The sequence below is a fragment of the Hydrogenophilus islandicus genome (genome assembly GCF_054657095.1).
In genome coordinates this window covers 1-25,251 of sequence record NZ_BAAHXE010000012.1, presented here as the reverse complement: position 1 = coordinate 25,251, position 25,251 = coordinate 1, and the positions used below count along the sequence as shown (strand labels likewise).

Below are 25,251 nucleotides of genomic sequence, written 5' to 3'. Positions count from 1 at the left end.
ACACCTCAGTAGCGCAACTTCGCGAGATAGGTTCTCTGCGCCGCCTCGCGCGCCGCTTTGAGCGTGGTGATTCCCCGCTCCTCAAGAAGCGGGATCATCTTCAAAAAGGCTTCGGCGGTCACGATCGCGTCCCCAAGCGCCGTGTGGCGCCCGACGATCCGGATGCCGAACCGTTCCGCGAGCGCTTCCAAACGGTTCGAATCTTGATTCGGGAAGAGGACGTAGGCAAGAAGCAGCGTATCGAGCACCGGTTGGTCGAAGCGGATCCCCAATTGGCGCTCTTTGAGCTCGAGAAAGCGCATGTCGAACGCGGCGTTATGCGCGACCAGCACCGTCCCTTCGGCGTAACGGTGAAAGAGGGGCAGCACCACCTCGGCCGTCGGCTGCCCCTCCAGCATCTCGGGTTGGATGCCGTGGATCGCCACCGACTCGGGCGAAAGGGGCCGTTTGGGGTCGATCAGCTGCTCAAACGCCTCTTCGCGGAGCAGCCGCCCATTGACGATCCGCACTGCACCGATCTGGATGATCTCGTCCCCTTCTGACGGGCGCAACCCGGTGGTTTCGGTATCAAAGACGGTGTACTGCAGCTCCGTGAGCCGGCGCTCGTCCCAATCGCCCGCCGTCTCTCCCCAGGCAAAGAGGTCGAAATCGAAAAAGAGCGGCCGAGCCGATTCGCTGGGCGAGGCGCTCGGTGGTGCGCACGCCGACTCGGCACCTTGCCGTTCCGCCACCGTTTGCGAACGCTCCTCTTGGGGGAGCATCCAGCGGAGAAAAGCTTCATGCCGCGCCTTCACCCGGTCGAACCACATCGCTGCACCATGACGCTCGAGCACCTCGCGCACGGTAAAGGGGTAGCGTTCGCCCTGCACCACCACCGGTTCGAGCTCCCAGCCCGAGACGATTTCGGTGCTCAGTGCCCCCCCCTGCCAGACCAGGTCCCAGAGAACCCAATCGCCGGAGTCGCTCGTGACGCGAAAGAGGATTCGCTCGGCCCCATAATCGTCGCGCAGCCGTTCGGTGATCGCCGCCACCATCCGGATCCAGGAAAAGGCGTCGGCCGCAACCCAAAGCTCCCCATCGGTGCGCTCCTCATCGACGCGAACCCCCAGGCGTTCGCCGACAAATTGCGCCGCGAGCGCCACCAATTCGCTCACTGCGATCGGTTCCCTCGGCCAGCGCTCAGAGAGCGTTTCGCGCATCGCGACCACGGCGCGGTCCAAGCGCGAACGCATCACCGCTAACTCGCGCGCAATCACCCCGCGGAAGCGCTCGGCAAGGGCGGCGCTGAGGTCAGCTTGCGCGAGCATCTCGGCCGCCATCTGAATGTTGGCGAGCGACGCCCGGTTCCCTTCGGTCATCTCGAAAAGCACCTGGCTGCGCCCCTCCTCCCGCTCGAGCATCTCGGTGACGTCATCAATCACCAGAACAAAGCCAGAGAGACGCTTCTCCGCACTCTCGGTGACGGGTGCAACCCGCACCCGAGCAACCCGCCCCGTCGGCGCGACGATCACAAACCGCGCGCGCGGCGCCTCCCCCCCCTGCCTGGAGTTCACCACGCACCCGATCGAGCGCGTGGCCAAGCACCGCCGGATCGATCCAGGTGAAGAGCGTCCGCCCGAGCCCCAACGCACTGGTTGCCGCCACCTGAGCCCGTTCGCTGACAAACGCCGCAACGAGCCGTCGCGCCGCTTCGTTGTAGAGCAACACCCGACCCTCGGGATTACAGACGACGACCGCCTCGTCGAGCTGCGCCATCAACGCCGCCAAACGGTTCCGCTCTCTCTCCGCCGACCGCGTCGCCTCGATCACGCGCCGCTCCACCGCGTCGCGCGCCCCCTCCATCGCCTCCGCCAAGCGATTCGCCGCCCGCGCCACCTGTTGCACCTCAGGCGGGCCCTCTTCGGGAATGCGAAAACCGCTCGCCGCCGTGCGCATCACGTCGAGCTGCTCGGCCATCGCGGACAACCCCTGGACATAGCGGCGAACCAGGCGCTGGAGAAGCAGCGCCGCAAGGAGTAAGCTGAAGACTGTTGCGACCGTGCCGATCGGTAGCCAGTGGGGGGCCAACATCCGCAGGAGATTTCTCTGGATCTCGTCCATATCGAGCCAGACGAAAAAGAGCGTCAGCCCAAAGGGGACGGTGACCAGTGCGGCCACCACCGCGAAGGTGAGCCAGAAACGGACGCGTGCGTCTCCTTTCATCGCGCTTACTCCGCGAGATGGCGCGCAACCCGCTCGAGGAGCTCCTCCGTCGAAAAGGGTTTCACGAGGTAGTCGTCCGCCCCCACCGCCAGTCCCTTGGTCCGGTCGATCTCACGGCCCTTCGCGGTAAGCATGAAGATCTTCGGCTGCCGCGGCAGGTCGCTTCGTTCGCGCACCGCTTGGCAGACCTCGAACCCATCTTTCCCGGGCATCATGATGTCAAGCAGCACCAGATCGGGGTGCCACGTAACCACTTTTTCCAGCGCCTCGTTTCCTTCTGATGCGACAGCGACCTCGTAGCCGGCGCGCTGAAGCAGGAACTCTAACGCAAGCGAAATCGCCTCCTCGTCATCGACCACCAAGATTTTGCGACTCATCGCCTCTCTCCCGCTCTTTTATGTCTGATTCCCTCCGAGGAAGTGCGACCACAAAGCGCGCTCCCCCCAGGGGGCTCTCGTCTGCCGCGATCGACCCCCCGAAATGTTCGACGATCCGCTTGGCAATGGCCAAGCCGAGCCCGGTCCCTTTATTTCGCCCCTGCGTGCGTGACGATTGCCGAAACCGTTCGAAAATCGCCTCACGCTCTTCAGGCGCTATCCCTGGCCCGTTGTCGTCGACGAGGAGCAGCCACCTCGCTCCCTCGGGCTGCAGGGTCACCACGACTCGCCCGGCCTCTTCTGGCATGAATTGTACGGCGTTTCCGACCAGATTCAGCACCAGCTGAACCAAACGGTCGTGATCCCCGTCGATCACTGCGGCCCCCTCCGGCAACCGCACCTCGAGCGTCCCGCCACGTTGCGCAACCACCGGCCGGACGGTGTCGGCCACCTCTTTGACCACAGCGGCCAAGTCAACCGCTTCGTGGCGCCACTCGGCGTTGCCCGAATCGAGCTTCGCCAAGTCCAGCACCTGGTTGACGAGCCGAGTCAGCCGTTCGCTTTCGCGCACCATCGTCTGATAAAAGCGGCGACGGGTCTCCCGGTCGATATCGGGGTCGGCCGCAAGCATCTCGGCAAAGGCGCGCACTGCGGTGAGCGGCGTCCGCAATTCGTGACTCACCGAGGCGATGAACTCGTCCTTCAAGCGGTCGAGCTCGCGCAGCCGCTCGTTCGCCTCGCGCACCGCGCGCGCCTCGTCGACGAGCGCCAACACCTCATCCCACGCGGGCGAGCGCTCACCGAGCACCCCTTCCAGCACCAACCGCGCCGCCACCCCGCCAATCGCCCCCGACAAGAGCCGCTCGGCAAAGGCGACAAAGGCCTCGTCGACGATCAACGGCGCAGTAGGCGCGAGCCCCTGCTGTGCCCGGTACGATTCGAGTGCCGCCTCTATCTGTTCTGGCGAGACAAAGCGCGCGATCGCCGCTAGGATCTCACTACTTTGCCGCTTCGCCTGCCAGCGACTGCGGGGTTCCCTAGTGTCTCTCACCGCCTCTTCGTCGAAAGAAGAAGGTTGCGCCGCAGAACGGACAACGGCAAGAAAACGCCGCGCGGTCGAGCGGGTCACCCCATCGGGGGGGGTGAGCCACGAGACCACCACGAGCACGAGGCTGTTCGCCAAGAGACTCCAGACGAGGCTCCCCGTCACCGGAGCCATCCCCTCCACCCCCCACAGCGCTTCCGGACGCAGCCAGGAGATGCCAGCCGGCCCCTCCGCCAGCCACTTGGCGGGAAACCAGCCGCTGCGGATCAAAAGCGGCAGAAGCGCCGTATACCCCCACACCGCCACCCCGGCTGCCAACCCCGCCGCGACGCCGCGCACCGAAGCACCCGGCCAGAAGAACGCAGCAACAACAGCAGGCGTCAGTTGCGCCACGCCAAGGAAACTCACCAGGCCAATCGCAATGAGGGCGTGCGACTCCCCCGCGAGGAGAAAGAAGAGATACCCCGCAGCGACCACGGCGACGATCACCGCGCGTCGCACCCAAAGGAGATGCTTCGCCTCGAGGTTTCGCCCGCGCTGCACCCACCACGGGGCAACCCAATCGTTCGAGACCATCGTCGCGAGCGCGACACTCTCGACGATCACCATGCTCGTTGCCGCCGAAATTCCGCCGAGAAAGACGATCACCGCCAGCCAATTCTCCTGCAGCGCAAGCGGCACCGTCAGGACGAAGCTGTCGGGGACGACCGTTCCCGCGAACAGGACCTTCCCCAGGAGCGCAACGGGGACGACAAAGAGGTTGAGGAGCCAAAGATAGAGCGGAAATTGCCACGCCGCCCCCCGGAGATGGTCGACGCGGACATTCTCGACCACCAACACCTGAAACTGCCGCGGCAACAGCACAAACGCCATCGCCGCCAGCACAATGAGCACCAGCCAGTCACCGTAGCCGGCAGCAGGCGGTGCCGCATCGATTCGCGGCAGCCCCGCCCACGCCGCCCACCAGCGATCGCGCAGTGCCCCATCGCTGTCGCCCAAAAGGACGGCGACGACCACCACCCCCAGAAGGAGGAACGCAAAGAGTTTGACCGCCGACTCAAACGCCACTGCCGCCACCAACCCCTCATGGCGTTCCGTCACGTCCAACCGGCGGGTGCCAAAGAGTGCGGCAAAGAGGGCCAACACGACCACGAGCCAGAAGGTGCGCGCCGCCTCTCCCCCCGCCCCGCCCGAAATGGTCTCGAACGCGAGCGCGATCGCTTTCAATTGCAACGCGACGTAAGGGATCGTCACCACGACGAGCACCAACGTCACCCAGCGCCCCAAAAGGACGCTATGGCCAAAACGGGTACTCAACAGGTCCGAGAGTGACGTGAGGCGCAACGTTTTCGCGACGTGAAGGAGTGGCTTGAGCACCAGCGGAGCCGCGAGCATCACCGCAACCGGGCCGAGATAGATCGGGAGAAACCACAACCCTCGTTCGGCGGCAAGACCGACGCTCCCGAAAAAGGTCCATGCGGTGCAATAGACGCCGATCGAGAGCGCATAAACGAGCGGCCGGTCAATTACCGAGCGACGTTGTGCCGCCCGCCGGTCGGCCCAAAACGCGACGCCAAAGAGAAGCAGCTGATAACCAAAGGCGGACGCCGCCGCAACGGTTGGCGACACCAACCCGAGCGTCGCCCCCTCACCCATCGCCCCCTCCCGCGCTGCGTCCCACGGCCGCCAAAAGCCAAACCGCAAAGAGCCACAGCCCCTGCGCGCTGCCACTCTGAGGAACCGCGACCAGGGGATAACTGATCAGCAGCAGAAACCCCACCGTGAGGAGCAACGTTCGCGCCATCGCCCCACCTCCTCTCGTAACATTTACCCGCTACCGCAAAACCCCTTTACGATCCCGCTCCTCCCACCGAATCGCCTCCCGCATCCGGTTGATCCGCGCCTGCACCTCCGCGACCCAGATGTCGTCGTCGCGCCGGGCGATTCTCGCCTTCTCGAATTGGTCGAGCGCCGCCTGCCACCGCTCGTCGAGCGCCAACCGCTCCCCTTGGGCCCGGTGGCGCCACGCTGTGTCGCCGCGTGCCGCAGCCGCCTCCCCCACCAACCGCCACGCGAGATCGCTTTTGGGGTAACGGCTTGCCCCCTCCTCAGCCGCTTGCCACGCCCACGCCGTCTTTCCGACTGGAATCGCAGCGCGAACAGCCGCCGCGCGCAACGCCAGCGACTCGGGATTCTTCTCGAGCGCCGTTTGGAGCTCCGCGAATGCCGCCGCCTCGTCCCCAAGGGCGCGCCACGTCTCGGCGATGAGGAGGGCGCGCCACCGCCCACTTGGCCACTCCTTCACCACGCGCTCGAGCTCCGCTCGCACCTCCTCGCTCTTGCCGGCACGAAGCGCCGCACGAATACGCCACACCTGCCCCGCTGGGTCTCGTTCTGCGCTGCTCGCCTGCGCAAGCGCCTCAGCGGCTGTACCGCGCTCGGCCAGCACCGTTCCCCGAGTGAACGCAAACCCCCACGGGTCAAGCGCCGGTTTCCCTGGGGAGGGGAAGCGGGTGCGAAATTCGCCGCTCTGGATCCGATTCTCAAGGTCCGCAATGCGCTCGACAGTCAAAGGGTGGGTGCGGAGATAAGGAGGAAAGCTCGTCTCCCCGAGCCGCGTCGCGCGGAGCAACCGACCGAAGAACCGGACCGCCCCTGCGGGCTCAAAACCGGCTTGCGCGAGCAGTTCCAACCCGACGCGGTCGGCGTCGCGCTCAAAGGCGCGCGAATAGGTGAGCTGCTGTTGCGCCGCAGCCGCAGATCCGGCCGCCACCGCTGCTTCAGGAAGTTGCCCGGAACCCGACCGCGCCGCGAGTGCCGCAAGGAGAATCGACCCCAAGACGAGAAGCGACGACCCTTGCTGCTGTTCCAGCATCTGCGCGATGTGGTGCTGGGCGACGTGTGCAACCTCATGCGCAGCCACGGCCGCAAGTTCCGACTCCGTCTCGGTCGCGGCGATCAACCCGGCGTGAAAACCGATGTATCCACCCGGCAACGCAAAGGCGTTGATCGTCCAATCTTTGAGGAGAAACGCGTTAAATGCCGGCACGTCGAGCCGCGCCGTGAGCCCGCCACGGATGCGCACTGTGAGCCCAGTCAGATATTCAGCGAGTGCCGGATCGTCCCAATAGGCCGGATCGCGGTCGCGGATCTCGCGCACCACCGACCGCCCCAATTTCTCCTCGTCACGCGCGGAGAGGAGCGTCGCACTCGACCCGCTCAAATCAGGAAGTTGAAAAGGCCAAGCCGGGCGGGCAGCGAGCACCCCCAACCCGAAAAGGAGCCGCCGCCGTACCCGAAACCCCTTTGCGCTCCCATCCCTCATCGCCACACTCTCTGCTCGACATCGATTCGTCTATGATACGCTCACGGAGAGAATAGAGAGAGGTGCCTTGATGAGCGAACTCACCCACTTCAACGCCCACGGCGAAGCGCACATGGTCAATGTGGCCGCGAAAAACGAGACCCACCGCGTCGCGGTCGCTGAGGGGCGAATCCGCATGGCGCCGGAGACCTTCGAGCGCATCGTCGCCGGCGAAGCGAAAAAAGGGGACGTCCTCGGGGTTGCGCGCATCGCCGGAATCATGGCGGCAAAACGGACGGGAGAGTTGATCCCCCTCTGCCACCCACTACCGCTCACCCACGTCGGGATCGACTTCACCCCCGAACCCCCCGACGCGATCCACTGTCAGGCGCGAGCGGAGACCGTTGGCCGCACCGGCGTCGAGATGGAGGCGCTCACCGCCGTCGCGGTGGCGCTGCTGACCATCTACGACATGGTCAAAGCGGTCGACCGGGGAATGACAATCGAAGCGGTGCAGCTCAAAGAGAAACATGGCGGCAAATCGGGCTCGTGGCAACGCTCTGCTTCTACGGGATCGCACGAAACGGCCGAATCCCGCGGATCATAAACCCCTCTGCAATCGCCTGCCGCGACCTCCAGAGCCACCGCGCCGCACGGCCGGCAGGTGATTCCTCCACCCATGCCGCCTGGGGAAGGAGCATCGCGTAGGGGTTGTCGAGCAGAGGATCGTCGGAAACCAAAACCGCCAGGTTCTTCAGCCGCTCCCCCAGCGCGAGCCAACTCCCCTCGTCGGTCAAGGTGTAGGCGGCCATCTCGTTGGCGATCAGCAGCGTCGGCCCCATTCCCTGCCCCACCGCCCGGTAGCGCCCGCCGAGCTTCGCCCGCACCTCGACCCCCGCTGCGCGCCACAACTTCTCTTCGCGCGCATGGGTCCCGCTCTGATCGCCGCGGGAGACGAAGCGCGCCCCACTGTGGTCCGCAATACGCGGGAGCGCCTCAACAATCCCTTTGCCGCGCACCCCTGCCGGATCGTCGCTAGGACCTACCAAAAGAAAACGCCCGACCAGCCACGGGATCCGCACCCAATCGGTTTGACGAACCAAAAAGGCCTCTTCCGCTTCCGGATCGTGGGTGATCCCAAAATCGGCGTCGCCGCGGCCGAGCACCGCAAGCGCTTTACCCGTACCCATCGCCAAAACCTGAAGTGCCACGCCGGTCTCCCGCGCAAGCTGCGGGGTAAGCCACGGCAAGAGCCCCGAATGGTCGACCGATGTCGTCGTCGCCACCCGAACGGTCTCACGAGGAGCGCTCTGCGCGCGCGCAAAAAGCACCCACGAGGAGAGCGCCAGAGTCTGCAGGATCCACGTCCGTCTTACCATCGGAACCACCACGGCAGTTCACTCTGGACAAAGCGACGAGCCGCCTCGCTCTTCGGCCCGGCAAAGAATTGTCGCGTCGGCGTCACCTCAGCGATTCGCCCCGCAGAAAGAAAAAGAACCTCGTCGCTCAAGCGCGACGCCTGCGCCAAGTGGTGAGTGGTCATCACGATACGGATCCCGCTACTGCGCATCTCCTGAATCAACCGCTCGACGGCCTGCGTCGCCCCCGGATCGAGATTCGCCGTCGGTTCATCCAAGAGCAGCAGCTCCGGCATCGCCAGCCACGCGCGGGCAAGGGCCAACCGCTGCCGCTCGCCCCCCGAGAGGCGCGCAGCCGGCTCATCAGCCCGAGCCGCCAACCCCACCCGCTCCAAAAGCATCTCGATCCGCCGACGTTTCTCGGCGCGCCGTCCCGGCAGCGCCGACGCAGCGACCCAGAGGTTAGCGACAACCGACGCCCGCAAGAACTGTGGCTGCTGCGCCACCCACCGGATCGCCGCTGGGGCACTACGCGACCCACCCCAGGTGATGGTCCCGCCCGCTGGGGTCACCAAGCCAGCAAGCAGTCGCAAGAGCGAACTCTTCCCCGCTCCATTCTCCCCGAGCACCGCCGTGATTCCTTCACCGGCGAGCGTCCAGTCGATCCCCCGCAACACGGCGCGATCGGGGTCACGCTCGGGCCAGACGACCCCGGAGAGAACCACCGGCAGAACCGCCACCCGGTCACCCTGCGACCCGACGCCGCGCCAAGGCCTCCAGGCCACTCGCTGCGAGATGGATCAGCGCAACGAGCCCGACCAGCACGATCCCGAGCGCCAGCGCAAGCGTCAAATCCCCCTTCGCCGTCTCGAGCGCAATCGCGGTCGTCATCACCCGTGTCGCCCCTTCGATGTTTCCCCCGACGATCATCACCGCCCCCACCTCGCTCGCTGCGCGGGCAAAGCCCGAGAAGAGGGCAAGGAGCAGCGAAAAGCGGCAATCGTACACCAACCACCCCAAACGGGGCAACCAAGCGAGCCGCATCATCGTCAGCTCATCGCGCAAGCGCTCCGCCGCGTGCTCCACCACCTGCCGGGTAATCGCCGCCGTGAGCGGCGCAACCAACAGCGTCTGGGCAACGACCATCCCCGCCGGGTCGTAGAGCCACCCGAGAAAACCGAGGGGGCCAGCGCGGGAAAAGAGGAGAAAAACGACCACGCCGACGACCACCGACGGAACACCCAGTAAGCTCTGCAACAGCGCAATCAAAAGGCCGCGCCCGGGAAAACGGAGCGCCCCCAAAATCGCGCCGCAGGGAATCCCGATGATCGCCCCGAAAAAGAGAGCACTGCCACTCACCACGAGAGAGAGCTGGACGATTTCAGCAAGCGCCGCGTCCCACGCACGGATGAGGGCAACCGCTTGGAGAAAAGCCTCACCGATCAACAGCCGAAACCCTCCGTGATCACCCTCCTCCGCGCCGCATTCGGGCGTCGAGCCGTCCAAGGAGCGCTACTGCTTGATCGCCCGAAGTGGCCCATCCCCAAATGGTCACAGTAAGACGCGGCAGTGTCAACGACCCTAAACGCAAAGGAGACGTAACCTGCCACCGTAACAAGAGGGGCCCGACACTCGCCTCCCTTGCCGATCGCTGGATCGCGACCTCTGGCGCCGCAAGGCAAAGCGCTCGCAGCCACTCCTCTTCGCTGATGCTCTCCTCACGTTCGACGAGGAGACGCCAACCTTCTGGAGAGGGGGAGAACGCCATCGGCGCCCTTCACCCTCCAGCCACTGGGGGCCAGACGGCGATCTCGTCGCCGTCGGCAAGGCGCGTCACCTCCCGCTCCTCGGGGGGGACAAAGAGGCCGTTGCGGAGCACCAACTTCGCCATCTCGGGGGGAACCGCGAAACGGGCAAGGAGCTGAGCGACTGTCTGGTTCTCCTCGACCTCGACGGTGATGCGATTACCCTGCCGGACCCCCGGCGGCAAAAGGTCGGCAAGCGAAGCGAAGAGCTTCAACGTCACGACCATTTTCTATCCCTTAGGCGGCGAGGAGCGCTGGGTATTGGGCGCGCGCCAGATACGCCTCGACAAAGGCAAGCGGGTTAGCAAGGAGCCGCTTGTGCCACACCCCCAAGCGGATTCGCCCCTGAATCAGCCCGCGCAGCACGCCAACATGTTCACTCAAACCGATTGCGGTCGCGCCGATCAGGCGATCCTCGTGAAATTGCAGACTGAGGTAGCGAAAAGCCCCTTCATCCACCCATTCGACGCCGCTTCCCCCCTCAGAGGCCGGCACCCCTTGCCACTGGCCGAAAGAGGTCGAGATCAACCCCAGTGTCTCCAGCACGTTGATTGCGAGCACCCCTTTGAGCACCGCATGGCCCCCCGCCATGTTGACCGCTGCGACCCGCGCCTGGTCGACGGCGTTCGGTTGGATCGCCGCCACCAGATGGCGCCCGGTAAAGAGATCGGGCGCCTCGGCGCAGTCGCCCGCGGCGAAGATCCCCGCAACCGAACTCTCCATCCGGTCATTGACGAGTACGCCGCTCGCCACATGGACCGGCGTCCCCTCGAGAAACGCGACGTTCGGTCTCACCCCAGCAGCGACGATCACGAGGTCAGCCGGTACCCGTTCGCCGGTCGACAGCACCACCTCGAGGGGCGCACTACTTCCCGAACTGCGCTCGATCGCCTCGATCCGGGTTCCGGTGCGCACGACCACCCCCTGCCGCTCGACCCAGCGACGGATCATATTGCCCGCGATCGGCGTCATCATCCGCGGCACCATCCGGTCGCCCAATTCGACCACCGTCAGGTGGGCGCCAGCGCGGACAAAAGACTCGAGCAGGATCGAGCCGATGAACCCCGCCCCCATCTGGATGACCCGCGCCCCCGGGCGCAGCCGCTCGGCAATCGCCTTCGCGTGGGCAAGGGTCCAGCAGGGGGTGACCCCCGGAAGATCGATTCCCGGGATCGGCGGCAGAATCGGTGAAGAGCCGGTCGCGACAAGTAGCCGATCGTACCGCTCGCGGTGGCCGTCGGCAAAGAGGACGGTTTGGTTCGCCACATCGACCGCCACCGCTCGCCCCTCGGCCAGGCGAATCCCCTGCGCAGCAAAATAGTCGGCGCTCTTCCGGAGGTAGGTCCCCTGCTCGTCGATGTTCCCTTCCAGCAGGTAGGGGATCGCCATGCGGGAGTAGGGCAGCAGCCCTTCGCACCCGTAGAGGAGAATCTCATCGTCCGGCGCATAGCGGCGCAGCGTCTCCGCCGCAACCACTCCCGCCGGACCATTACCTAGAATCAGATGGCGCATTGCCCCTCCTCTCTCAGAGATCGACCCCCAATCGGGCAAGCGTCTCCGGTTTCGGCACGCCGTCGGCACTCCAGCCGCGAATCTCGTAGTACTTCGGTAGCATCTCACCCAAGCGATTGACCAACCCCTTCGCAGGCCCCGTCGCTGCCGGCTCCTCCAGGAGCCGTTTGGGCAAGGTGTCATCTTTTGCCGAAAAACCGGCCTGGGTATTGAACCACCGCTCCAGGTTCCAGATCCGCTCGCCTACCTCGAGGAGCCGCTCGGGGGTCCACTCGCCAGGAATCGCGGCATCGAGCTGCGGCGCAATGTCCGCAACGGTCCAAGCGAAACTCGTGAAGACACAGATTCCCGCCGCGTCGAACGCCCCCGTTGCATCCTGAAACGCCTTGACGAGCTCCGGTTTCCCTTCGGTGGTCAGCGGATCGGTCTTCACGGGGATGCCGAGCACTTCGGAAGCGACGGTGTAGCCGCGCAGATGGCACGCGCCGCGGTTGCTCGTCGCGTAGGCAAGACCCATCCCCTGAATCCCGCGCGGGTCGTAGGCAGGAAACTCCTGCCCTTTCACCGTCATCGAAAGTTCCGGGTGGCCATACTTTTCACACAGCCGCTTCGACCCCAACCCGACATCGCGGCCAAACCCTTCGCCGTTCGCGGTGATCTCGGCGAGTTTCGCAAGCGCCTCGGCCGAGCCAAAGGGGGCAGGAAAGCCGATCTGCTCGGCGGTCAGCACCCCGCGCTCGTAGAGCTCCATCACCGCCGCAACGGTGGAACCGAACGAGATCGGATCCATTCCCTGCTCATTGCAGATCAGGTTCGCGTACTGGAGCGCCTCGAGGTCATCCACACCAGTATCGGCCCCGAGCGCCCAGGCCGCCTCGTACTCCAAGCCACCGCTCGCCCCCCAATATTTCGGGCTGTTTTTCACGGTGAAATGGTTCTTGTCGATCCGTGAGATTCGGCCACACGCGATCGTGCAGCCGAAACAGGCGGCGTTGGTGACGAGCTGCGGCTTGCCGTCGCTTGCGCGCGGCCGGTGCATCGCCTCGCCGGAGATCGCGTCGGCCCCTTCGAACTGCACCTCCCGCATGTTGCGCGTCGGCAGCGCTCCGATCTCATTGATCACGTTCATCAGCACCTGAGTGCCGTATTTGGGGAGCCCTTGGCTCGTCACAGGGTTGGAGGCGAGCACCTGCTTCGCGGCATTCGTCGCAGCCAGGAAGCGGGGCAGATCCTTCACCTTCACCCCCTTGGTGCCGCGTACCGCTACCGCCTTGAGGTTCTTCGACCCCATCACCGCCCCCACGCCGGAGCGACCCGCCGCGCGGTGCAGGTCATTGACGACGCACGCGAAGAGAACCTGGTTTTCGCCGGCGCGGCCGATTGAGGAGACACGAATCAACGGATCGTGGTGGGCCGCTTTGATCGCCTCTTCCGTCTCCCAGACGCTTTTACCCCAGAGATGGGACGCGTCGCGCAGCTCGGCGTGGTCATCTTCGATGAAGAGGTAGACCGGTTTTTCCGCCCTACCCTCAAAGATGATCATGTCCCAGCCGGCGAACTTCAGCTCCGCGCCGAAGAACCCCCCCGAATTGGAACAGGCGATCGCGCCAGTGAGCGGCCCTTTGGTCACCACGGTATAACGGCCTCCCGTGGAAGCCACCGTCCCAGTGAGCGGGCCCGTGGCGAAGATCAACTTGTTGGCCGGCGACAGGGGGTCGACCTTCGGGTCAACCTCGGCAACGAGATAGCGGCTCGCAAGCCCGCGCGAACCGAGGTAGCGCTGCGCCCACGCTTCGTTGAGTGGCTCCGCTTGACACGTCCCTTGGGTGAGGTTCACCCGCAAAATCCGATTGGCGTATCCCATGGTCTCCTCCTTACGCGAGAACAGCCGCGGCGGTCTTCGCCGCCCACTGATGCATCTTCTCGAGCCCCGCCCAATTGGCGTCGACGTAGGTAATCGCCCCGGTGGGACACGCAGCGGCACACACCGGATCGCCGCCGCAGAGGTCGCACTTCTGCACCTTGCCGCTCTCCTGCACGTAGTTGATCGTCCCGAAGGGGCAGGCGATCGTGCAGACTTTACAGCCGACGCAGGTCCCTTCGTCGACCACCTTCGCACCAGTAGCGCGGTCAAGCCGGATCGCGTCGACGGGGCAGGCGTGCAGACACCACGCTTCGCTACACTGGGTGCAGGTATAGGGGACCTTGCGCCCCTCGTGCTCGAAATTGAACACCTTGATGCGCGAGCGGCTCGTTGCGATCACCCCGTAATTTTCGATCGAACAGGCCATCTCGCACTGAAGACACCCGGTACATTTCACCGGGTCAATCGCCAGAACTTTCCACATACGCTCCTCCTTTGGTCTGGTGCGAACAACGCAGTGCGTTTCAGTTTATTTCGGGAAAAGAAAAATTTCAAGAGCGCCCGTAGCCACGGAATTGACTTCCCCATGCTCTATAATTGGCAAAAATCGATCCGGATCCGACGATGCTGCGCGCCTTTACCTCTGAAAATGGCCACCTCCGTGAAGTGCGCCTTCCTGAAGAACACCCCCTCCCTGCAGAACTCCTCTCGTCGCTCCTCTGGATCGACGCGATCGACCCCACCCCGGAGGAGCGGGCGAGAATCGAGCAGCTGATGAACGCGGAGCTTCCCGACGTCGACGACGTCGAGGAGATCGAAGCCTCCGCCCGCTTTTTCGAAGACGCGCATGGGCTGCACATCCACTCCCTCTTTCTCGCCCAAGAGGAGGGGCGCCACATCACCTCGACGGTCGCATTCATCCTGCAACCTCAACGGCTCGTCACCTTCCGCGAAGAGGAGCTCGCCGACTTCCGGCTGCTGCGCATGCGCGCCCGCCACAGTCAGATTCCCGCGAGCGACCCCAAGGCGCTGCTGGTCACGATTCTCGAGCAGAAGGTGGAAAACCTCGCCGACACGATCGAAGACCTCCACCGGCGGTTGGAGGATGTCAGCGTCATGGTGCTCGAGGAGGAGAACGCCGACCTTGAAGAGGCGATCGACCGGCTCGCGAAGATCGAAAACAGCAACGGCCGCATCCGGCTCTGTCTCATGGACACGCAACGGGCGCTCGGCTACCTCCTGCGCCAACTCAAAAGTTGCGACCCGGCGCTCCAGGAAAACTGCCGCGAAACGATGCGCGACATCGAAACCCTCATGAGCCACACCACCTTTGTCTTCGAGAAAGTGAACTTCCTGATGGACTCAGCGCAAGGGTTCATCAACATCGAGCAGAACCAGATCATCAAAATCTTCTCGATCGCCGCGGTCGTCTTCCTCCCGCCAACGCTGGTGGCGAGCATCTACGGGATGAACTTCGAACACCTCCCGGAGCTCCACTGGGAATACGGCTACCCCTTTGCCCTGTTCCTCATGATTGTCTCTGGGATTGCCCCCTACCTCTACTTCAAACGGAAGGGGTGGTTGTAGCCGTAAGTTCGTGTATCATCATCTGACAAGAACGAGGAGGAGGCAAGAATGTCCGTCCATTCACCACGTACCCATCGGCCACTCACCGTCGGCGTCTGTACGACTCATCCGCTCACCCACCCAATTCCCTTACTCCGAATTATCAACCCGTTGCGCGCACTGCGCCGTCAAGTTAACTTTCGGCTGATTCACGACGCCCAGACCTTCACCCCTGATTGTGACCTCTATATCCTGCACCGCGACTTTGTCAATCCGCAAAACTACGCGCTGATTACCGACGAGATCGTCCCGCACCATACCTACCTTTTCGAGATCGACGATCTCCTCTCGGCAATGCCAGCAAGCCACCCCGAATTCAAACATTACGCGTCGGGGATCATCGGCTCAATTGAAAAATTCCTCGCCGACACTCCGCAAACCAAAATCATCACCTCCACCGAAACGCTCGCCGAAGCACTGGCGCCGCAAGTGGCCCACGCATTTGTTTTCCGCAATCACCTGCCCCACGCCCTCATCCACAAAGCCCACGCCATCGCGCAGAAGAGCCGCGACACAAGCGACGGCGTCGTGCGTATCGGCTTTGCCGGCACAACCAGCCACTCCCTCGACCTCAAAAAGATCGAAAGTGCGCTCCTACGGCTCGCGGCGCTCTACCGCGACCGGATCGAAATCATCCTCTGGGGCGCCGCTACGCAAGACCTCGAAGCGTGTGACCAGGTTCGGGTGATCAGAACCGCTACCGGCTACTGGAACTACCTTCCGGCACTTGCGCGCTTGGGGCTTGACATCGCGATCGCGCCGCTCGACGACACCCCCTTCAACCGCTGCAAATCAGACCTCAAGTGGCTGGAATACAGTGCACTGGGCATCCCCACCGTCTGCTCGGACGTCACTCCGTTTGCCGAAGCGAAGGCCACAGGGCTTGCCAAAGTCGTCCCGAACGACCCCGAAGCGTGGCTTGAGGCGCTGATCGACCTCGTTGAGAAGCGCGACGAACGGCGCGCGCTCGGGGAGGCGGCCTTTGAGCACGTTGCCCAGCTGCGCTATGTTGAAAAACATGCCGAAAAATATGGCGCGATTTTGAACGCCGTGCTCCCTGAGGAGCGCCAGATCGCCCTCTTCGTTCAAGGAGTGGTGCAACCGGTCACCCCACCTTCAGCCGAAGCAATCGCCAACCCCGAAGACCGCTACGACGCCTGGCTGAAGCGCCGCACCTTGCAAGAGGCCGACGCCGAAGTGTTGGCCGAACGGATGATGAGCTGGCAGAACCCGCCGCTCGTGTCGCTCATCACCTTCGCTCGCAAAGAGGATCTCGCGCGCCTTGCCGACACCAGCACATCGCTTCAGTCGCAGCTCTACCCCCATTGGCGCTGGATCGTTGTCTCTGACCAACCGGTCCCCGACCCGGTCTTTGAGCAGGCCGACTTTTTGGGGTGGCTGCAGGTCGAATCGCTCGACACGCCGGAGATCGTCGCGCAGGCGGTAAACGCCTTGCTTCCCGAATATGGCGGCGACTGTTTTGCTCTTCTTCCCCCCGGATTCCGTCTCGCCCCTGAAGCGCTACTGCTCGTCAGCGAAGCGTTCGTCACCGATCCGCAGGTTGTTGCGGTCTACAGTGATCACGATTATCTCGATGAGGGATTTCGCTCCACCCCGTGGTTCAAACCCGACTTTGACCCGATCCTCCTCTACGGTTTCGACTACGTTGGCGCTGCAGTTTGGTTTCGCACTGAAACGCTTTTGGCCCTCGGTGGATTCAATCCCTATCCGCAAGCAGAAGGCTACGACGCGTTACTGCGCCTTAGCGAATCGCCTACTGCGCACATAGCCCACCTCACTGAGCCGCTCGTCACACTACCAGAAAGCGGCAGTTACGCGCCTCCTGGGTTTGCCGATAGAGACGCCACACCGGAGGAAGCCGCACACCTTGCCCGCCGGCTCGCGCTGGAAGACCACCTGCGCCGCACCGGGCAATACCTGCAGATCCGCGAAGGACTGCAACCGGGAACGTGGCTCGTCGAAGCAGTTCATCCGCTCCCGTCGGTGAGCGTGATCGTCCCTATTGCCGACGTCTATCACCTGGTTGCAGCGGCGCTCCACTCGCTCCTTACCTACACCGACTACCCCGACTGGGAAGTGATCGTCGTCGACCACGCGACCAGCGACCCCGACATCGCGGCGCTCCTCCAAGAGCTCGCCGCCGACCACCCGCGGGTCAAAATCGTGCGCGACGACGGCCCCTATGCGCTCGGCCGTCTCTACAACGTCGGTGCGCGGGTCGCCTCGGGCAATGTTCTCACCTTCCTCCACTGCGACGTCGAGATTCGCGATCCCCGCTGGCTCGAGCGGCTTGCACGCACCGCTACCCTCGTCGACGTCGGCGCGGTCGGCCCGCTCGTGCTTCTCCCCGAATTGACTCTCATCGAAAGCGCCGGACTCTGGCTCGGAAGCGGCGAGCTGTGGCAGCCGGCTCGCCCGGCCTACCGCGGTAGCCACATTGAAGAACCCGGTATCCTCAACCAGCTCACCCTCCCCCACCGCGTGAGCGCCCTCCCCTCGGTCGGCTTCACCACCCGTCGTGAGACCTTCAACCAACTCGGCGGCTTTGACGAAACCTTTGCCCTTGCGGGCTTTGAGATCGACTATTGCCTCCGGTCGCACGACGCGGGGTTTATGGTCCTTCTCCAACCCCTGAGCCGCGTCATCCACCACGGCGGCGCAGCTTTGACACGCCTCAACGTCAAACCTGTTCAACAACTCACCCACCAGGAAGCGGTGGCCGCCTCTTACCGCGCGCTCCACGCACGCTGGGGCGAGCGGCTCGCGCTCGACCCCTTCGCGTCGCCCCACTTCGACTATGGTGTCACTGTTCCCAGGGTTGACCTCGCCTTCCCCCGCTCATGGCAACGCCACCACCGCAACCGGATCAAAGCGCTCGGTTTCCCGGTGAAAGGGGGGAGCGGTCAGTACCGCGTTCGCATGCCCCTGCGCGCGCTCGTCCGTGCCGGGTGGCTCCAGGCTGAGGCAGTCCCCGAAGAGGCGAGGCTCCCGAGCGTCACAGAACTGGCGAAAGTCGCCCCAGACGTCGTGCTCCTCCACCAACGCCTTGGCCCAGCAGTCGAAGAGACAATCCGCGCGTGGCGCAAAAGCCACCCGAAGCTGCGCATCCTCTACGGCATGGACGACCGGCTCGACGCCGTCCCGCGCAAGAGCAGCGTCTACCACCACGCCCGCCGCACGACGCGCGACGCGCGGGCGCGGCTCCGTAACCTCTTTGCCCTCTCGGATGCTGTCGTCGTCAGTACTGCTCCGCTTGCCGAACTCGTTCGCGACATCCGTCCCGAGACTGAAGTCCACATCATCCCCAACGCGATCGAACGGGAGACGTGGGAGCCGCTTTACCGCGAGCTCGAAGTCAAGCGGCGGATGCCGGCAAGACTCCTTCGCAAACCACGTGTCGGTTGGGTTGGAGCGATGCAACACCGTGGCGACTTGGAACTCCTCATCCCTGTGATCGAAGCGACGAAAAATGATGTCCATTGGGTCTTCATGGGGATGTGGCTGCCCGAATTCGAACATCTGGTTGCCGAGAAACACGGCTGGGTCGATTTCAACGACTACCCTAAAAAGATGGCTGAGCTTGACCTCGACCTCGCGCTGGCGCCGCTTGAGCTCAACGAATTCAACGAGGCAAAGAGCAACCTTCGCCTCATCGAATACGGTGCGCTTGGTTACCCGGTGATCGCGACCAACATCACCCCCTATCGCACCAATAACCCACCCGTGACGCTTCTGCCCAACGATCCCGACCTCTGGATCGATGCTATCTACAACAAATTATTCGACGCCAAGAAACTGATGCAAGAGGGCCAGCAGCTGCACCAGTGGGTGTTTGAGAACTATCTTCTCGACAACTGGAGTGAGCAATGGAATCTGCTGATGTGCGGACAGTAAATGCCGCGACCCGCGAATTTGGATACACGTTTCTTGAATAACCCCGGTCGCTCCCTCTGCCAGCGCTTCAGTGCCTCGAGGGGAGCGACTTACCCAATGGAACGCTACGAATACGGCCGGTAGACCGCCTCACTAGGCCGTTGATTTGCAGGTGTCTCGACGCCGCTCACCGCTCCAGGCCGAGCGCGGCTGCCCAATCCGCGACATGCGCCTCAAGCAGATGGTGTTGCATGACCCACTCCTGCAGCCGAGCGCCTTCGGCGCGTGCAGCCTCGGGATCGTTTAGGCGCGCGCGAATCGCCTCGAGCCATGCCTGCGGCGTGTTGGGCACTCGGTAGACAGGAGCCGATTGGTAAGGCAAGATGTCGCTCGCCACAACTGGCCAGCCGAGCATCCCGTACTCAAGAAGCCTTAAATTGCTCTTGGCCTCGTTGAAGGGATGCACGACAAGCGGTGCGACGGCAAGATCCAGATCGAGCGCAGCAAGCGTGCGCAAATAATCGGCAAAGCCGGGTTTGAAGTCGTGCACCTCGCGCACATAGCCGCGAAGGGTGTAGGGGCACATGCCGAAGAAGACCCAGTCGACCTCTGCCGCCGTGGCCGCTACCACCTCGGCGATCACCATCAGATCCGCTTCGTCTTGTTGCGTCCCGACCCAACCCACACGCGGTCGCCGGTGCGTGCCACGCTGGGTTTGGCGACGGGTGCGGGCGATGGCGAGCGCCTCTTCCCATTGGGCCCGTTCGATCAGATTCGGGACGATATGGACTTCCGCCCCGTAGTCGCGCAAGAGTTCAGCAAGTGGCTCGGTTGTGACGATCGCGCGCTCGCAGTAGGAAAGCGCTTGGTGCAACCGTTGCCGTATGTCTGGAAAGGCGTAACGGCTGGTCGGATAGCCGGGTGGCAGATCGGTGACGAGATCGTCAAGACTGTAGATAAGTCGCACTCCATGCAGATGGCGGCGGATCTGTGCCATCGCCGAGAGCTCCCCGTCGGAGAGCGCCGCATGAAAGAGCATCGCATCGGGCGCGGCGCGCGCCACCTCAGTCACGCTCGGGATACGCATCTGGTGAAAGTTCGGTGCCTGGATCACGTCGGTCTGGGCGAAACCAGCGCGCGAGACTACCCGGAACGGAGCGATGACGCGGTACTCGCCACTACCGCCGCTCGGCGCAAGACCAAGCAGGTGCGGGCGGTCGTGGAAGTGCGGGTCCCAGTTGATGACGATGTCTTGCTCGACCCGGAAGTCGTTGTGCACGAGACTCAGGTGACGATTGTACGCCGGGTCGCGGGCCAAGCGTGGCAGCCATCTCTCGATCATCGCCTCAAGTTCGCGCTCGTAGCGCTCGATATTCCGCACACGGTCTGCGCTGCCCGGCGCAATAGTCGGGCGCAGGGTCGCCCCATCGTGATGGACCACGGTGGCATAGGGCGTCCAGACGATCTTGAAGCCGGCTGCGCCAAGCTTGAGACACAGATCGACGTCGTTGTACCAAAACGCGAAGCACTCTTCATCCATCCCCCCGACCTGTTCGTAGAGGGTTTTACGCACAAGCAGGCAGGCGCCGCTCACAGCGGAGTAATTCTGGTCGAGCTGCGCGCGCCCAAGATAGCCACTGTCGCGCAGATCGAGACCCTCGAACGGATGGCCGGCAACGATTTTGAGGCCAAGCACCACTCCGGCGTGCTGGATTTGGCTGGTTTCGGGGAAGACCAATCGCGCGCCGACCGCACCCACTTCGGGGCGCTGCGCATGGTGCAGCATACGTTCGAGCCACTCCTCATGAACGATCTGGGTGTCGTTGTTGAGGAACAGAAGGTATTCGCCGCGCGCTTCGCGGGCGGCAAAGTTGGCCATCGCGGCGAAGTTGAAATCGGCTTCAAAACGCAGCACACGCACTCGCGCGTCGCGCTTTGGCAGCGACTCGAGGTAGGCGAGCACACTATGATCGCGGCTTGCGTTGTCCACGATCACGAGCTCGTAGCGGGGATAGCGCGTCTTAGCTAGGAGACTCTCGACACAGGGTTTGAGATAATTGAACTTGTCGCGGGTAAAGATCGCGATCGTGACAAGTGGTTCAGTTGCGTGGCGGTAAACCACACGGAAGCTCCCAGGCAGAAGGCCCTCGCCGATCTCGGCCGAAATACCGAGCCGCTCGAGATGTTCGGTAAGCGCCGCACGCCCTTGGCATTCATCGAAGAGACCGGCACAATCGGCCGGCATGGAGTAAAGTACGTCGTCGATATGCCCGAAGGCTTGCTCGCCGAAATGTTCGAGCACTCTGAGCGCCAAATCGTACTGCTCAGCCCCAGCGAATTCGCCGCGAAAGCCGCCCACAGCGTCAAACGCTCGTCGCGCCACGAGCAGGAGTTCGCCGAAATAGGGCTGCGAACGCAGCAGATCGAGATTGAAGTCAGGCCGAAAGCAGGGTTGCACCCGTCGGCCTGCTACGTCGATATGATCTGAATCGGTATAGAGGAGCTTCCAGCGTGGATCGAGATTGGCATAGTCACCCGCGCGCAGCAGCAGATGCGGTGCCGGGCGTAGGCCCGCCGGAATCCAGGCGATCCAATCGGATTCGGTCTCGGCAACGGCGGCGTTGATCTGTTCAGCGAGCGGGCGCGCGGGATCGACGCGACGCCACTCGATCGGCACATCGGAGCCCTCGAGCGCGCCGGCAGGCGGATCGAAGTCGGCGACGATGGTCAGGCCCCAGTGGGAGTAGAGCTGGGTAGCAAGCGCATCGAATGTCTCGGCAAGCAGCTCCTCCTTGCCGCGGCGCGCGATGACAAGTAGATGAAAGCGCGGGCGGTAGGTCCAGCGCGTGAGCATGCGCTCAGCGAAGAGTTCGCCGTCGATGACCTCGAGGGTGTGCCGTTCACACCAACGCGCATAGGCCTCCTCGGGACCCGCCGATCGGGCAGCTTTGGCGGCGACCAAACGGCTTGCGAGGAAGGCTTCGCGCGCGCTCTCGACATCAGGCTCGGCAGCAGCTAGATCTTGGCTGCGCGCGTAGATCTCGCGAAAAGTCTCGGTGTGGTCGCGGCGCGTGTTGCGCTGATCTCCAGCCCCTTCGCGCATGCGTACTTCGACCGTAGTGCGTGCCAAGTGCCGGGGTGTTGTATGGCGAACGAGTCGGATGAGGTATTCCCAGTCCTCGAGTTCCGGCAACTGCTCGTCAAAAAGACCAGCCTTGCGCACGAGTGCCCAGCGGTGCGCCCAGGTGTCGATCGGGATGTAGTTTGCGACAAGCAGGCGCGCGCGCGAGAAGTCATCATGCGCAAAGGGGTTGCTACCTGCGCCGAGCACCATGCGCCGCCCGTCAGGCTCGACGCGCTCAGGGACAAGCAGAGCGTCGGTATAAACGAAGTCACAGCCCGGTTCGCTTAGGGCCGCGACCACGGTCGAGAGGTGGTCAGGCTGCCAGAGGTCGTCGTCGTCGAGGTAACAGATGATCTCGCCGCGCGCGAGCATGAGCGCCATGTTGCGCGCCGCACCAGGGCCGAGCGCACGCGGCAGACGGAAGTAACGTAGGCGCCGACGCTCGGGGTCGGCGGCTTCGACGATCGCCGCGACGTCCACGCCACTATCGGCGACCACAATCCCCTCCCAGTTCGGGTAGTCTTGGGCGACGAGCGAGGAGAGCGCATCAGCGAGCAGCCGAGGGCGATTGTGCGAAGGGATCACGACGCTGACGAGCGGGTCGCCCGCGCTGGCGTAGAAAACAGTCGCCGCCGTCGCGTCCGCTGAGCGTTTCGTGGTACCAGCGAGCTGCGCGCGCGCCCAGGCGAGATCCTCTGGGCGATAGAGGCTGGAATTGTTGAGCATGATCTGCGCCCGCTTGTTATCGAAGTGTGCGAGCGCGTGCTGGTAAAGACCAGTATCATGCCGGCGGTAGAGAAAAAGCGGCTCAGGGATATAGCGCCCATAGTAGCCGCGCGCGCACGCCGCCACCCAGAAGTCCCAATCTTCGCAACCCTTGACGTTGTCACGGTAACCGCCGATCTCCTCCCAGATCCGCCGGCGGTAGAGCGCGCAGTAAGAGATGTGATTTTGATAGGGTAAGCGCGCTGGGTCATAGGGCGCAGCTCTGACGAGCTGGGTGACCCCGTCGAAATCGAGCCGGTCGGTGTAAGCGATGGCGACTGCCGGATCGGCCTCGAGCACCTCGACACAGCGTGCAAGCATCGTGGGTGCGATCATGTCGTCGGCGTCAAGGCACAGGATATATTCGCCGCGCGCTTCGCGGATCCCGCGGTTACGTGCGTACGCTGGCTGCCCAGAGTTAGGCTGGCGGATGACGCGGATCGGCGCGTCGGGATGGGTAGCGATGATGCTTTCGAGAACGGATGGAGTCTCGTCGGTTGAGCCGTCATCGACAACGATGATTTCGTAGTCGCGAAAGGTTTGGGCAAGAACGCTGCCCACCGACTCGGTGAGATAACGCCCGTAGTTGTAACAGGTAATCACGACCGATACTTTGGGCGCAGGAGCCTCCACTGCCACCACCTGCACGCTCGACGCTGGTGCTGCGTCGGTTGGTTCAGGCTGTGCGGTGGGCAGCGAGGCGGACACGTCGTGAGCCGGCGGTGGGGTTACAGCCCGCTGACGCCAGGCGGCGAAGGCCTCCTTCACCGCCGCCTTCATGTCCACGTAAGGGTCGGTCTTGACCAAGAACGGCATGAGGTAGCGGTAACGTTCGCGGTGCAGCGGAGCGTGCTCAGGGGTGTCGTAGGGGGTGAACTCATCTGGACCGTGATTTTTGAGGTAGTTCGGGTCGATCCCGTCGCACACTTCACGCGCAGCACACCGTGCGCACGGCTCAGCGAAGTGCTTGAGATTAGCGCCGCGCACACCAGTAATGCGCACGCCGTTTTCGTGCTGCGCCGCAACGGGACGATAAGCGAGATAGTCCTCGATTTCGCCCTCGCGCACCGGCAGGCGCGCGGCACACTGCGCGGGTGTGCCGCCGAAATGGCCGCCGGCGTTCATCCACTCGTAGGGGTCGTAGCGCACCCCGACCATGCCGACGAGGTTCTTCTCCATACCGCGCACGGCGCAGAGCGGTGCATAGCGGATATTGACCGCGACGTCATTCTCTTCGAGGATCTCGACCGCCTCGCGGAGGTAGGGATAGATGTCCGCGTAGCGCGCTTGCACACCAAAGGCCCTACCGTCACGGTTCCATTCGTAGTAGGCGTTCATGACGATAAAGTTGTGCAGGTAGATCCCATGCCGCAAAATCTCGCGCGCGATATCGGGCAGTTGGCGGTAATTCCATTCCACCACTGTGGTATTGGTCGTAAACTGGAAACCCTTTTCGTCGAGGTAATTCATGGCGCAGCGCTGCTTGTCCCAGGATTCGCCTGTCAATTTATGGAACAGCGCCTCATCCACGGCGTGCATCGAGAAGAGGAGATTGACGAGACCCGCTTCGAGCAGGTCATCGATGAGCCGCTCATGCTGGCAGTTTTTCATGCGGCGCATGAGGTACTGGCCGAGCGTAATGATCCGGCCCTTGAGACCGAGCTCCTGGTGCGCGTAGCGCGTAATCTCGACAATCTGTTGATGCAGCGTAGGTTCGCCGCCGGTGACATCGAAATTGACGAAACCCTGTTGCGCCAGCAGCCAGAGGATCTCCTTACATTCCTCGAGCGTGCGGAATTCGGCACGGCGCATGCCACGAAACTGGTCCTCGCTGCCGTCAAGATAGCTGTAGTAGCAAAAGCGGCAGGAATGGACACATTTGAGGCCGACGTCGAGCACCGCACCACGGGAGAGCTCCCCGGGGCGGTGGAGAAAATAACCCTGACTCTCTACGCTGGACATGGTTGATCTCCTTGCAGTTTCGGGCAAGCGCGCACTCGCGCTCTTGCGCTGCTCACATCCCCCACACCCCGATCAGCCGCTCGGGGTGGTCGGGCCAGGGCAGTTGCCGCTGCCAGAGGCGCGCCTCCGACGGTTGGTTCTCGCGCCGGTCAAAGAGGATAAGGTAGGCTTCCTCCGCTCCCGCGCGGTCGGCGTAGTCGGCAACCTGCGCGATTCCTTCGTCAAGCACCTTCTCGGGGTTTTTACCGTTGTGGATCAGCTTATATTCCACCACAACCCGCTGCTTCGGGCCAAAGAGCCCTTGGGTGGGGTCGAGCGGCCACTCAATCAGCAGATCGGTGCGTTTTCGTCCCAGCCCATATTCGCGCGTGATCCGGCCGCCGCCATTGACGATCCGCTGCAGGAAAGCTTGC

17 protein-coding genes and 1 pseudogene are annotated in these 25,251 nt (G+C 63.5%); 3 read left to right on the top strand and 15 right to left on the bottom strand.

Features of this window, described 5'->3' with window-relative positions; all coding sequences use genetic code 11:
- Window positions 1-5: 5 nt before the first annotated feature.
- From ACYQ6T_RS05405 to ACYQ6T_RS05380, 6 genes are read right to left on the bottom strand one after another with little or no spacing between them, the layout of a single operon-like run.
- The gene (locus ACYQ6T_RS05405) at window positions 6-1,478 is read right to left on the bottom strand and encodes a 3'-5' exonuclease (RefSeq protein WP_459828590.1); all 1,473 of its coding nucleotides are present in this window, start codon (window positions 1,476-1,478) and stop codon (window positions 6-8) included.
- Window positions 1,414-2,202, bottom strand: a complete 789-nt coding sequence (locus ACYQ6T_RS05400) for a hypothetical protein (RefSeq protein ID WP_459828588.1) — start codon at window positions 2,200-2,202, stop codon at window positions 1,414-1,416. The genes ACYQ6T_RS05405 and ACYQ6T_RS05400 overlap by 65 nt, the downstream gene beginning before the upstream one ends.
- Window positions 2,203-2,207: 5 nt before the next feature.
- Window positions 2,208-2,579: a response regulator transcription factor gene (locus ACYQ6T_RS05395; RefSeq protein WP_459828586.1), complete on the bottom strand. Its 372-nt coding sequence runs from the start codon at window positions 2,577-2,579 to the stop codon at window positions 2,208-2,210.
- Window positions 2,551-5,280: an ATP-binding protein gene (locus ACYQ6T_RS05390; protein ID WP_459828584.1), complete on the bottom strand. Its 2,730-nt coding sequence runs from the start codon at window positions 5,278-5,280 to the stop codon at window positions 2,551-2,553. Before ACYQ6T_RS05390 ends, ACYQ6T_RS05395 begins: the two co-directional genes overlap by 29 nt.
- On the bottom strand, window positions 5,273-5,428 hold the full coding sequence (locus ACYQ6T_RS05385; protein ID WP_459828582.1) for a hypothetical protein: 156 nt from the start codon (window positions 5,426-5,428) through the stop codon (window positions 5,273-5,275). The genes ACYQ6T_RS05390 and ACYQ6T_RS05385 overlap by 8 nt, the downstream gene beginning before the upstream one ends.
- Window positions 5,429-5,458: 30 nt before the next feature.
- The gene (locus ACYQ6T_RS05380; RefSeq protein WP_459828580.1) at window positions 5,459-6,949 is read right to left on the bottom strand and encodes a M48 family metalloprotease; all 1,491 of its coding nucleotides are present in this window, start codon (window positions 6,947-6,949) and stop codon (window positions 5,459-5,461) included.
- 70 nt (window positions 6,950-7,019) lie between these two features.
- On the opposite strand from ACYQ6T_RS05380, the gene moaC reads away from it, so the two are divergent.
- Complete coding sequence (gene moaC, locus ACYQ6T_RS05375) at window positions 7,020-7,535, top strand: cyclic pyranopterin monophosphate synthase MoaC (RefSeq protein WP_459828578.1); 516 nt, start codon at window positions 7,020-7,022, stop codon at window positions 7,533-7,535.
- Here moaC and ACYQ6T_RS05370 read toward each other — a convergent pair.
- The 7 genes from ACYQ6T_RS05370 to ACYQ6T_RS05340 form a co-directional block, all read right to left on the bottom strand.
- Window positions 7,495-8,307, bottom strand: coding sequence for an ABC transporter substrate-binding protein (locus ACYQ6T_RS05370; RefSeq protein ID WP_459828576.1), 813 nt, complete (start codon window positions 8,305-8,307; stop codon window positions 7,495-7,497). The genes moaC and ACYQ6T_RS05370 overlap by 41 nt on opposite strands.
- On the bottom strand, window positions 8,301-9,071 hold the full coding sequence (locus ACYQ6T_RS05365) for an ABC transporter ATP-binding protein (protein ID WP_459828575.1): 771 nt from the start codon (window positions 9,069-9,071) through the stop codon (window positions 8,301-8,303). The genes ACYQ6T_RS05370 and ACYQ6T_RS05365 overlap by 7 nt, the downstream gene beginning before the upstream one ends.
- Window positions 9,031-9,735: an ABC transporter permease gene (locus ACYQ6T_RS05360; protein ID WP_459828622.1), complete on the bottom strand. Its 705-nt coding sequence runs from the start codon at window positions 9,733-9,735 to the stop codon at window positions 9,031-9,033. Before ACYQ6T_RS05360 ends, ACYQ6T_RS05365 begins: the two co-directional genes overlap by 41 nt.
- Before the next feature lie 328 nt (window positions 9,736-10,063).
- Window positions 10,064-10,318, bottom strand: coding sequence for a MoaD/ThiS family protein (locus ACYQ6T_RS05355; RefSeq protein ID WP_459828573.1), 255 nt, complete (start codon window positions 10,316-10,318; stop codon window positions 10,064-10,066).
- Between the two features lie 10 nt (window positions 10,319-10,328).
- Window positions 10,329-11,603 carry an NAD(P)/FAD-dependent oxidoreductase gene (locus ACYQ6T_RS05350; RefSeq protein ID WP_459828571.1) on the bottom strand — a complete coding sequence of 425 codons (1,275 nt, stop codon included), beginning with the start codon at window positions 11,601-11,603 and terminating at the stop codon, window positions 10,329-10,331.
- 13 nt (window positions 11,604-11,616) lie between these two features.
- On the bottom strand, window positions 11,617-13,467 hold the full coding sequence (locus tag ACYQ6T_RS05345; RefSeq protein WP_459828569.1) for an aldehyde ferredoxin oxidoreductase family protein: 1,851 nt from the start codon (window positions 13,465-13,467) through the stop codon (window positions 11,617-11,619).
- 10 nt (window positions 13,468-13,477) lie between these two features.
- Window positions 13,478-13,951, bottom strand: coding sequence for a 4Fe-4S dicluster domain-containing protein (locus ACYQ6T_RS05340; RefSeq protein WP_459828567.1), 474 nt, complete (start codon window positions 13,949-13,951; stop codon window positions 13,478-13,480).
- Window positions 13,952-14,091: 140 nt separating this feature from the next.
- Between ACYQ6T_RS05340 and corA the strand changes: the two genes are divergently transcribed.
- Window positions 14,092-15,054: a magnesium/cobalt transporter CorA gene (gene corA / locus ACYQ6T_RS05335; protein ID WP_459828565.1), complete on the top strand. Its 963-nt coding sequence runs from the start codon at window positions 14,092-14,094 to the stop codon at window positions 15,052-15,054.
- 48 nt (window positions 15,055-15,102) lie between these two features.
- Complete coding sequence (locus ACYQ6T_RS05330) at window positions 15,103-19,008, top strand: glycosyltransferase (RefSeq protein WP_459828563.1); 3,906 nt, start codon at window positions 15,103-15,105, stop codon at window positions 19,006-19,008.
- Between the two features lie 166 nt (window positions 19,009-19,174).
- Here the strand turns inward: ACYQ6T_RS05330 and ACYQ6T_RS05325 are convergent, their stop codons facing one another.
- On the bottom strand, window positions 19,175-24,838 hold the full coding sequence (locus ACYQ6T_RS05325; protein WP_459828561.1) for a glycosyltransferase: 5,664 nt from the start codon (window positions 24,836-24,838) through the stop codon (window positions 19,175-19,177).
- A gap of 52 nt (window positions 24,839-24,890) precedes the next feature.
- Window positions 24,891-25,251 (bottom strand): annotated as a pseudogene (locus ACYQ6T_RS05320) (ATP-binding protein); the annotation flags it as partial.

Excerpts from the sequence above, each read along its gene's own strand:
- ACYQ6T_RS05400 (WP_459828588.1), bottom strand. The coding sequence starts at position 2,202 with ATGAAAGGAGACGCACGCGTCCGTTTCTGGCTCACCTTCGCGGTGGTG.
- ACYQ6T_RS05395 (WP_459828586.1), bottom strand. The coding sequence starts at position 2,579 with ATGAGTCGCAAAATCTTGGTGGTCGATGACGAGGAGGCGATTTCGCTT.
- ACYQ6T_RS05390 (WP_459828584.1), bottom strand. The coding sequence starts at position 5,280 with ATGGGTGAGGGGGCGACGCTCGGGTTGGTGTCGCCAACCGTTGCGGCG.
- ACYQ6T_RS05385 (WP_459828582.1), bottom strand. The coding sequence starts at position 5,428 with ATGGCGCGAACGTTGCTCCTCACGGTGGGGTTTCTGCTGCTGATCAGT.
- ACYQ6T_RS05380 (WP_459828580.1), bottom strand. The coding sequence starts at position 6,949 with ATGAGGGATGGGAGCGCAAAGGGGTTTCGGGTACGGCGGCGGCTCCTT.
- moaC (WP_459828578.1), top strand. The coding sequence starts at position 7,020 with ATGAGCGAACTCACCCACTTCAACGCCCACGGCGAAGCGCACATGGTC.
- ACYQ6T_RS05370 (WP_459828576.1), bottom strand. The coding sequence starts at position 8,307 with ATGGTAAGACGGACGTGGATCCTGCAGACTCTGGCGCTCTCCTCGTGG.
- ACYQ6T_RS05355 (WP_459828573.1), bottom strand. The coding sequence starts at position 10,318 with ATGGTCGTGACGTTGAAGCTCTTCGCTTCGCTTGCCGACCTTTTGCCG.
- ACYQ6T_RS05350 (WP_459828571.1), bottom strand. The coding sequence starts at position 11,603 with ATGCGCCATCTGATTCTAGGTAATGGTCCGGCGGGAGTGGTTGCGGCG.
- ACYQ6T_RS05345 (WP_459828569.1), bottom strand. The coding sequence starts at position 13,467 with ATGGGATACGCCAATCGGATTTTGCGGGTGAACCTCACCCAAGGGACG.
- ACYQ6T_RS05340 (WP_459828567.1), bottom strand. The coding sequence starts at position 13,951 with ATGTGGAAAGTTCTGGCGATTGACCCGGTGAAATGTACCGGGTGTCTT.
- corA (WP_459828565.1), top strand. The coding sequence starts at position 14,092 with ATGCTGCGCGCCTTTACCTCTGAAAATGGCCACCTCCGTGAAGTGCGC.
- ACYQ6T_RS05330 (WP_459828563.1), top strand. The coding sequence starts at position 15,103 with ATGTCCGTCCATTCACCACGTACCCATCGGCCACTCACCGTCGGCGTC.
- ACYQ6T_RS05325 (WP_459828561.1), bottom strand. The coding sequence starts at position 24,838 with ATGTCCAGCGTAGAGAGTCAGGGTTATTTTCTCCACCGCCCCGGGGAG.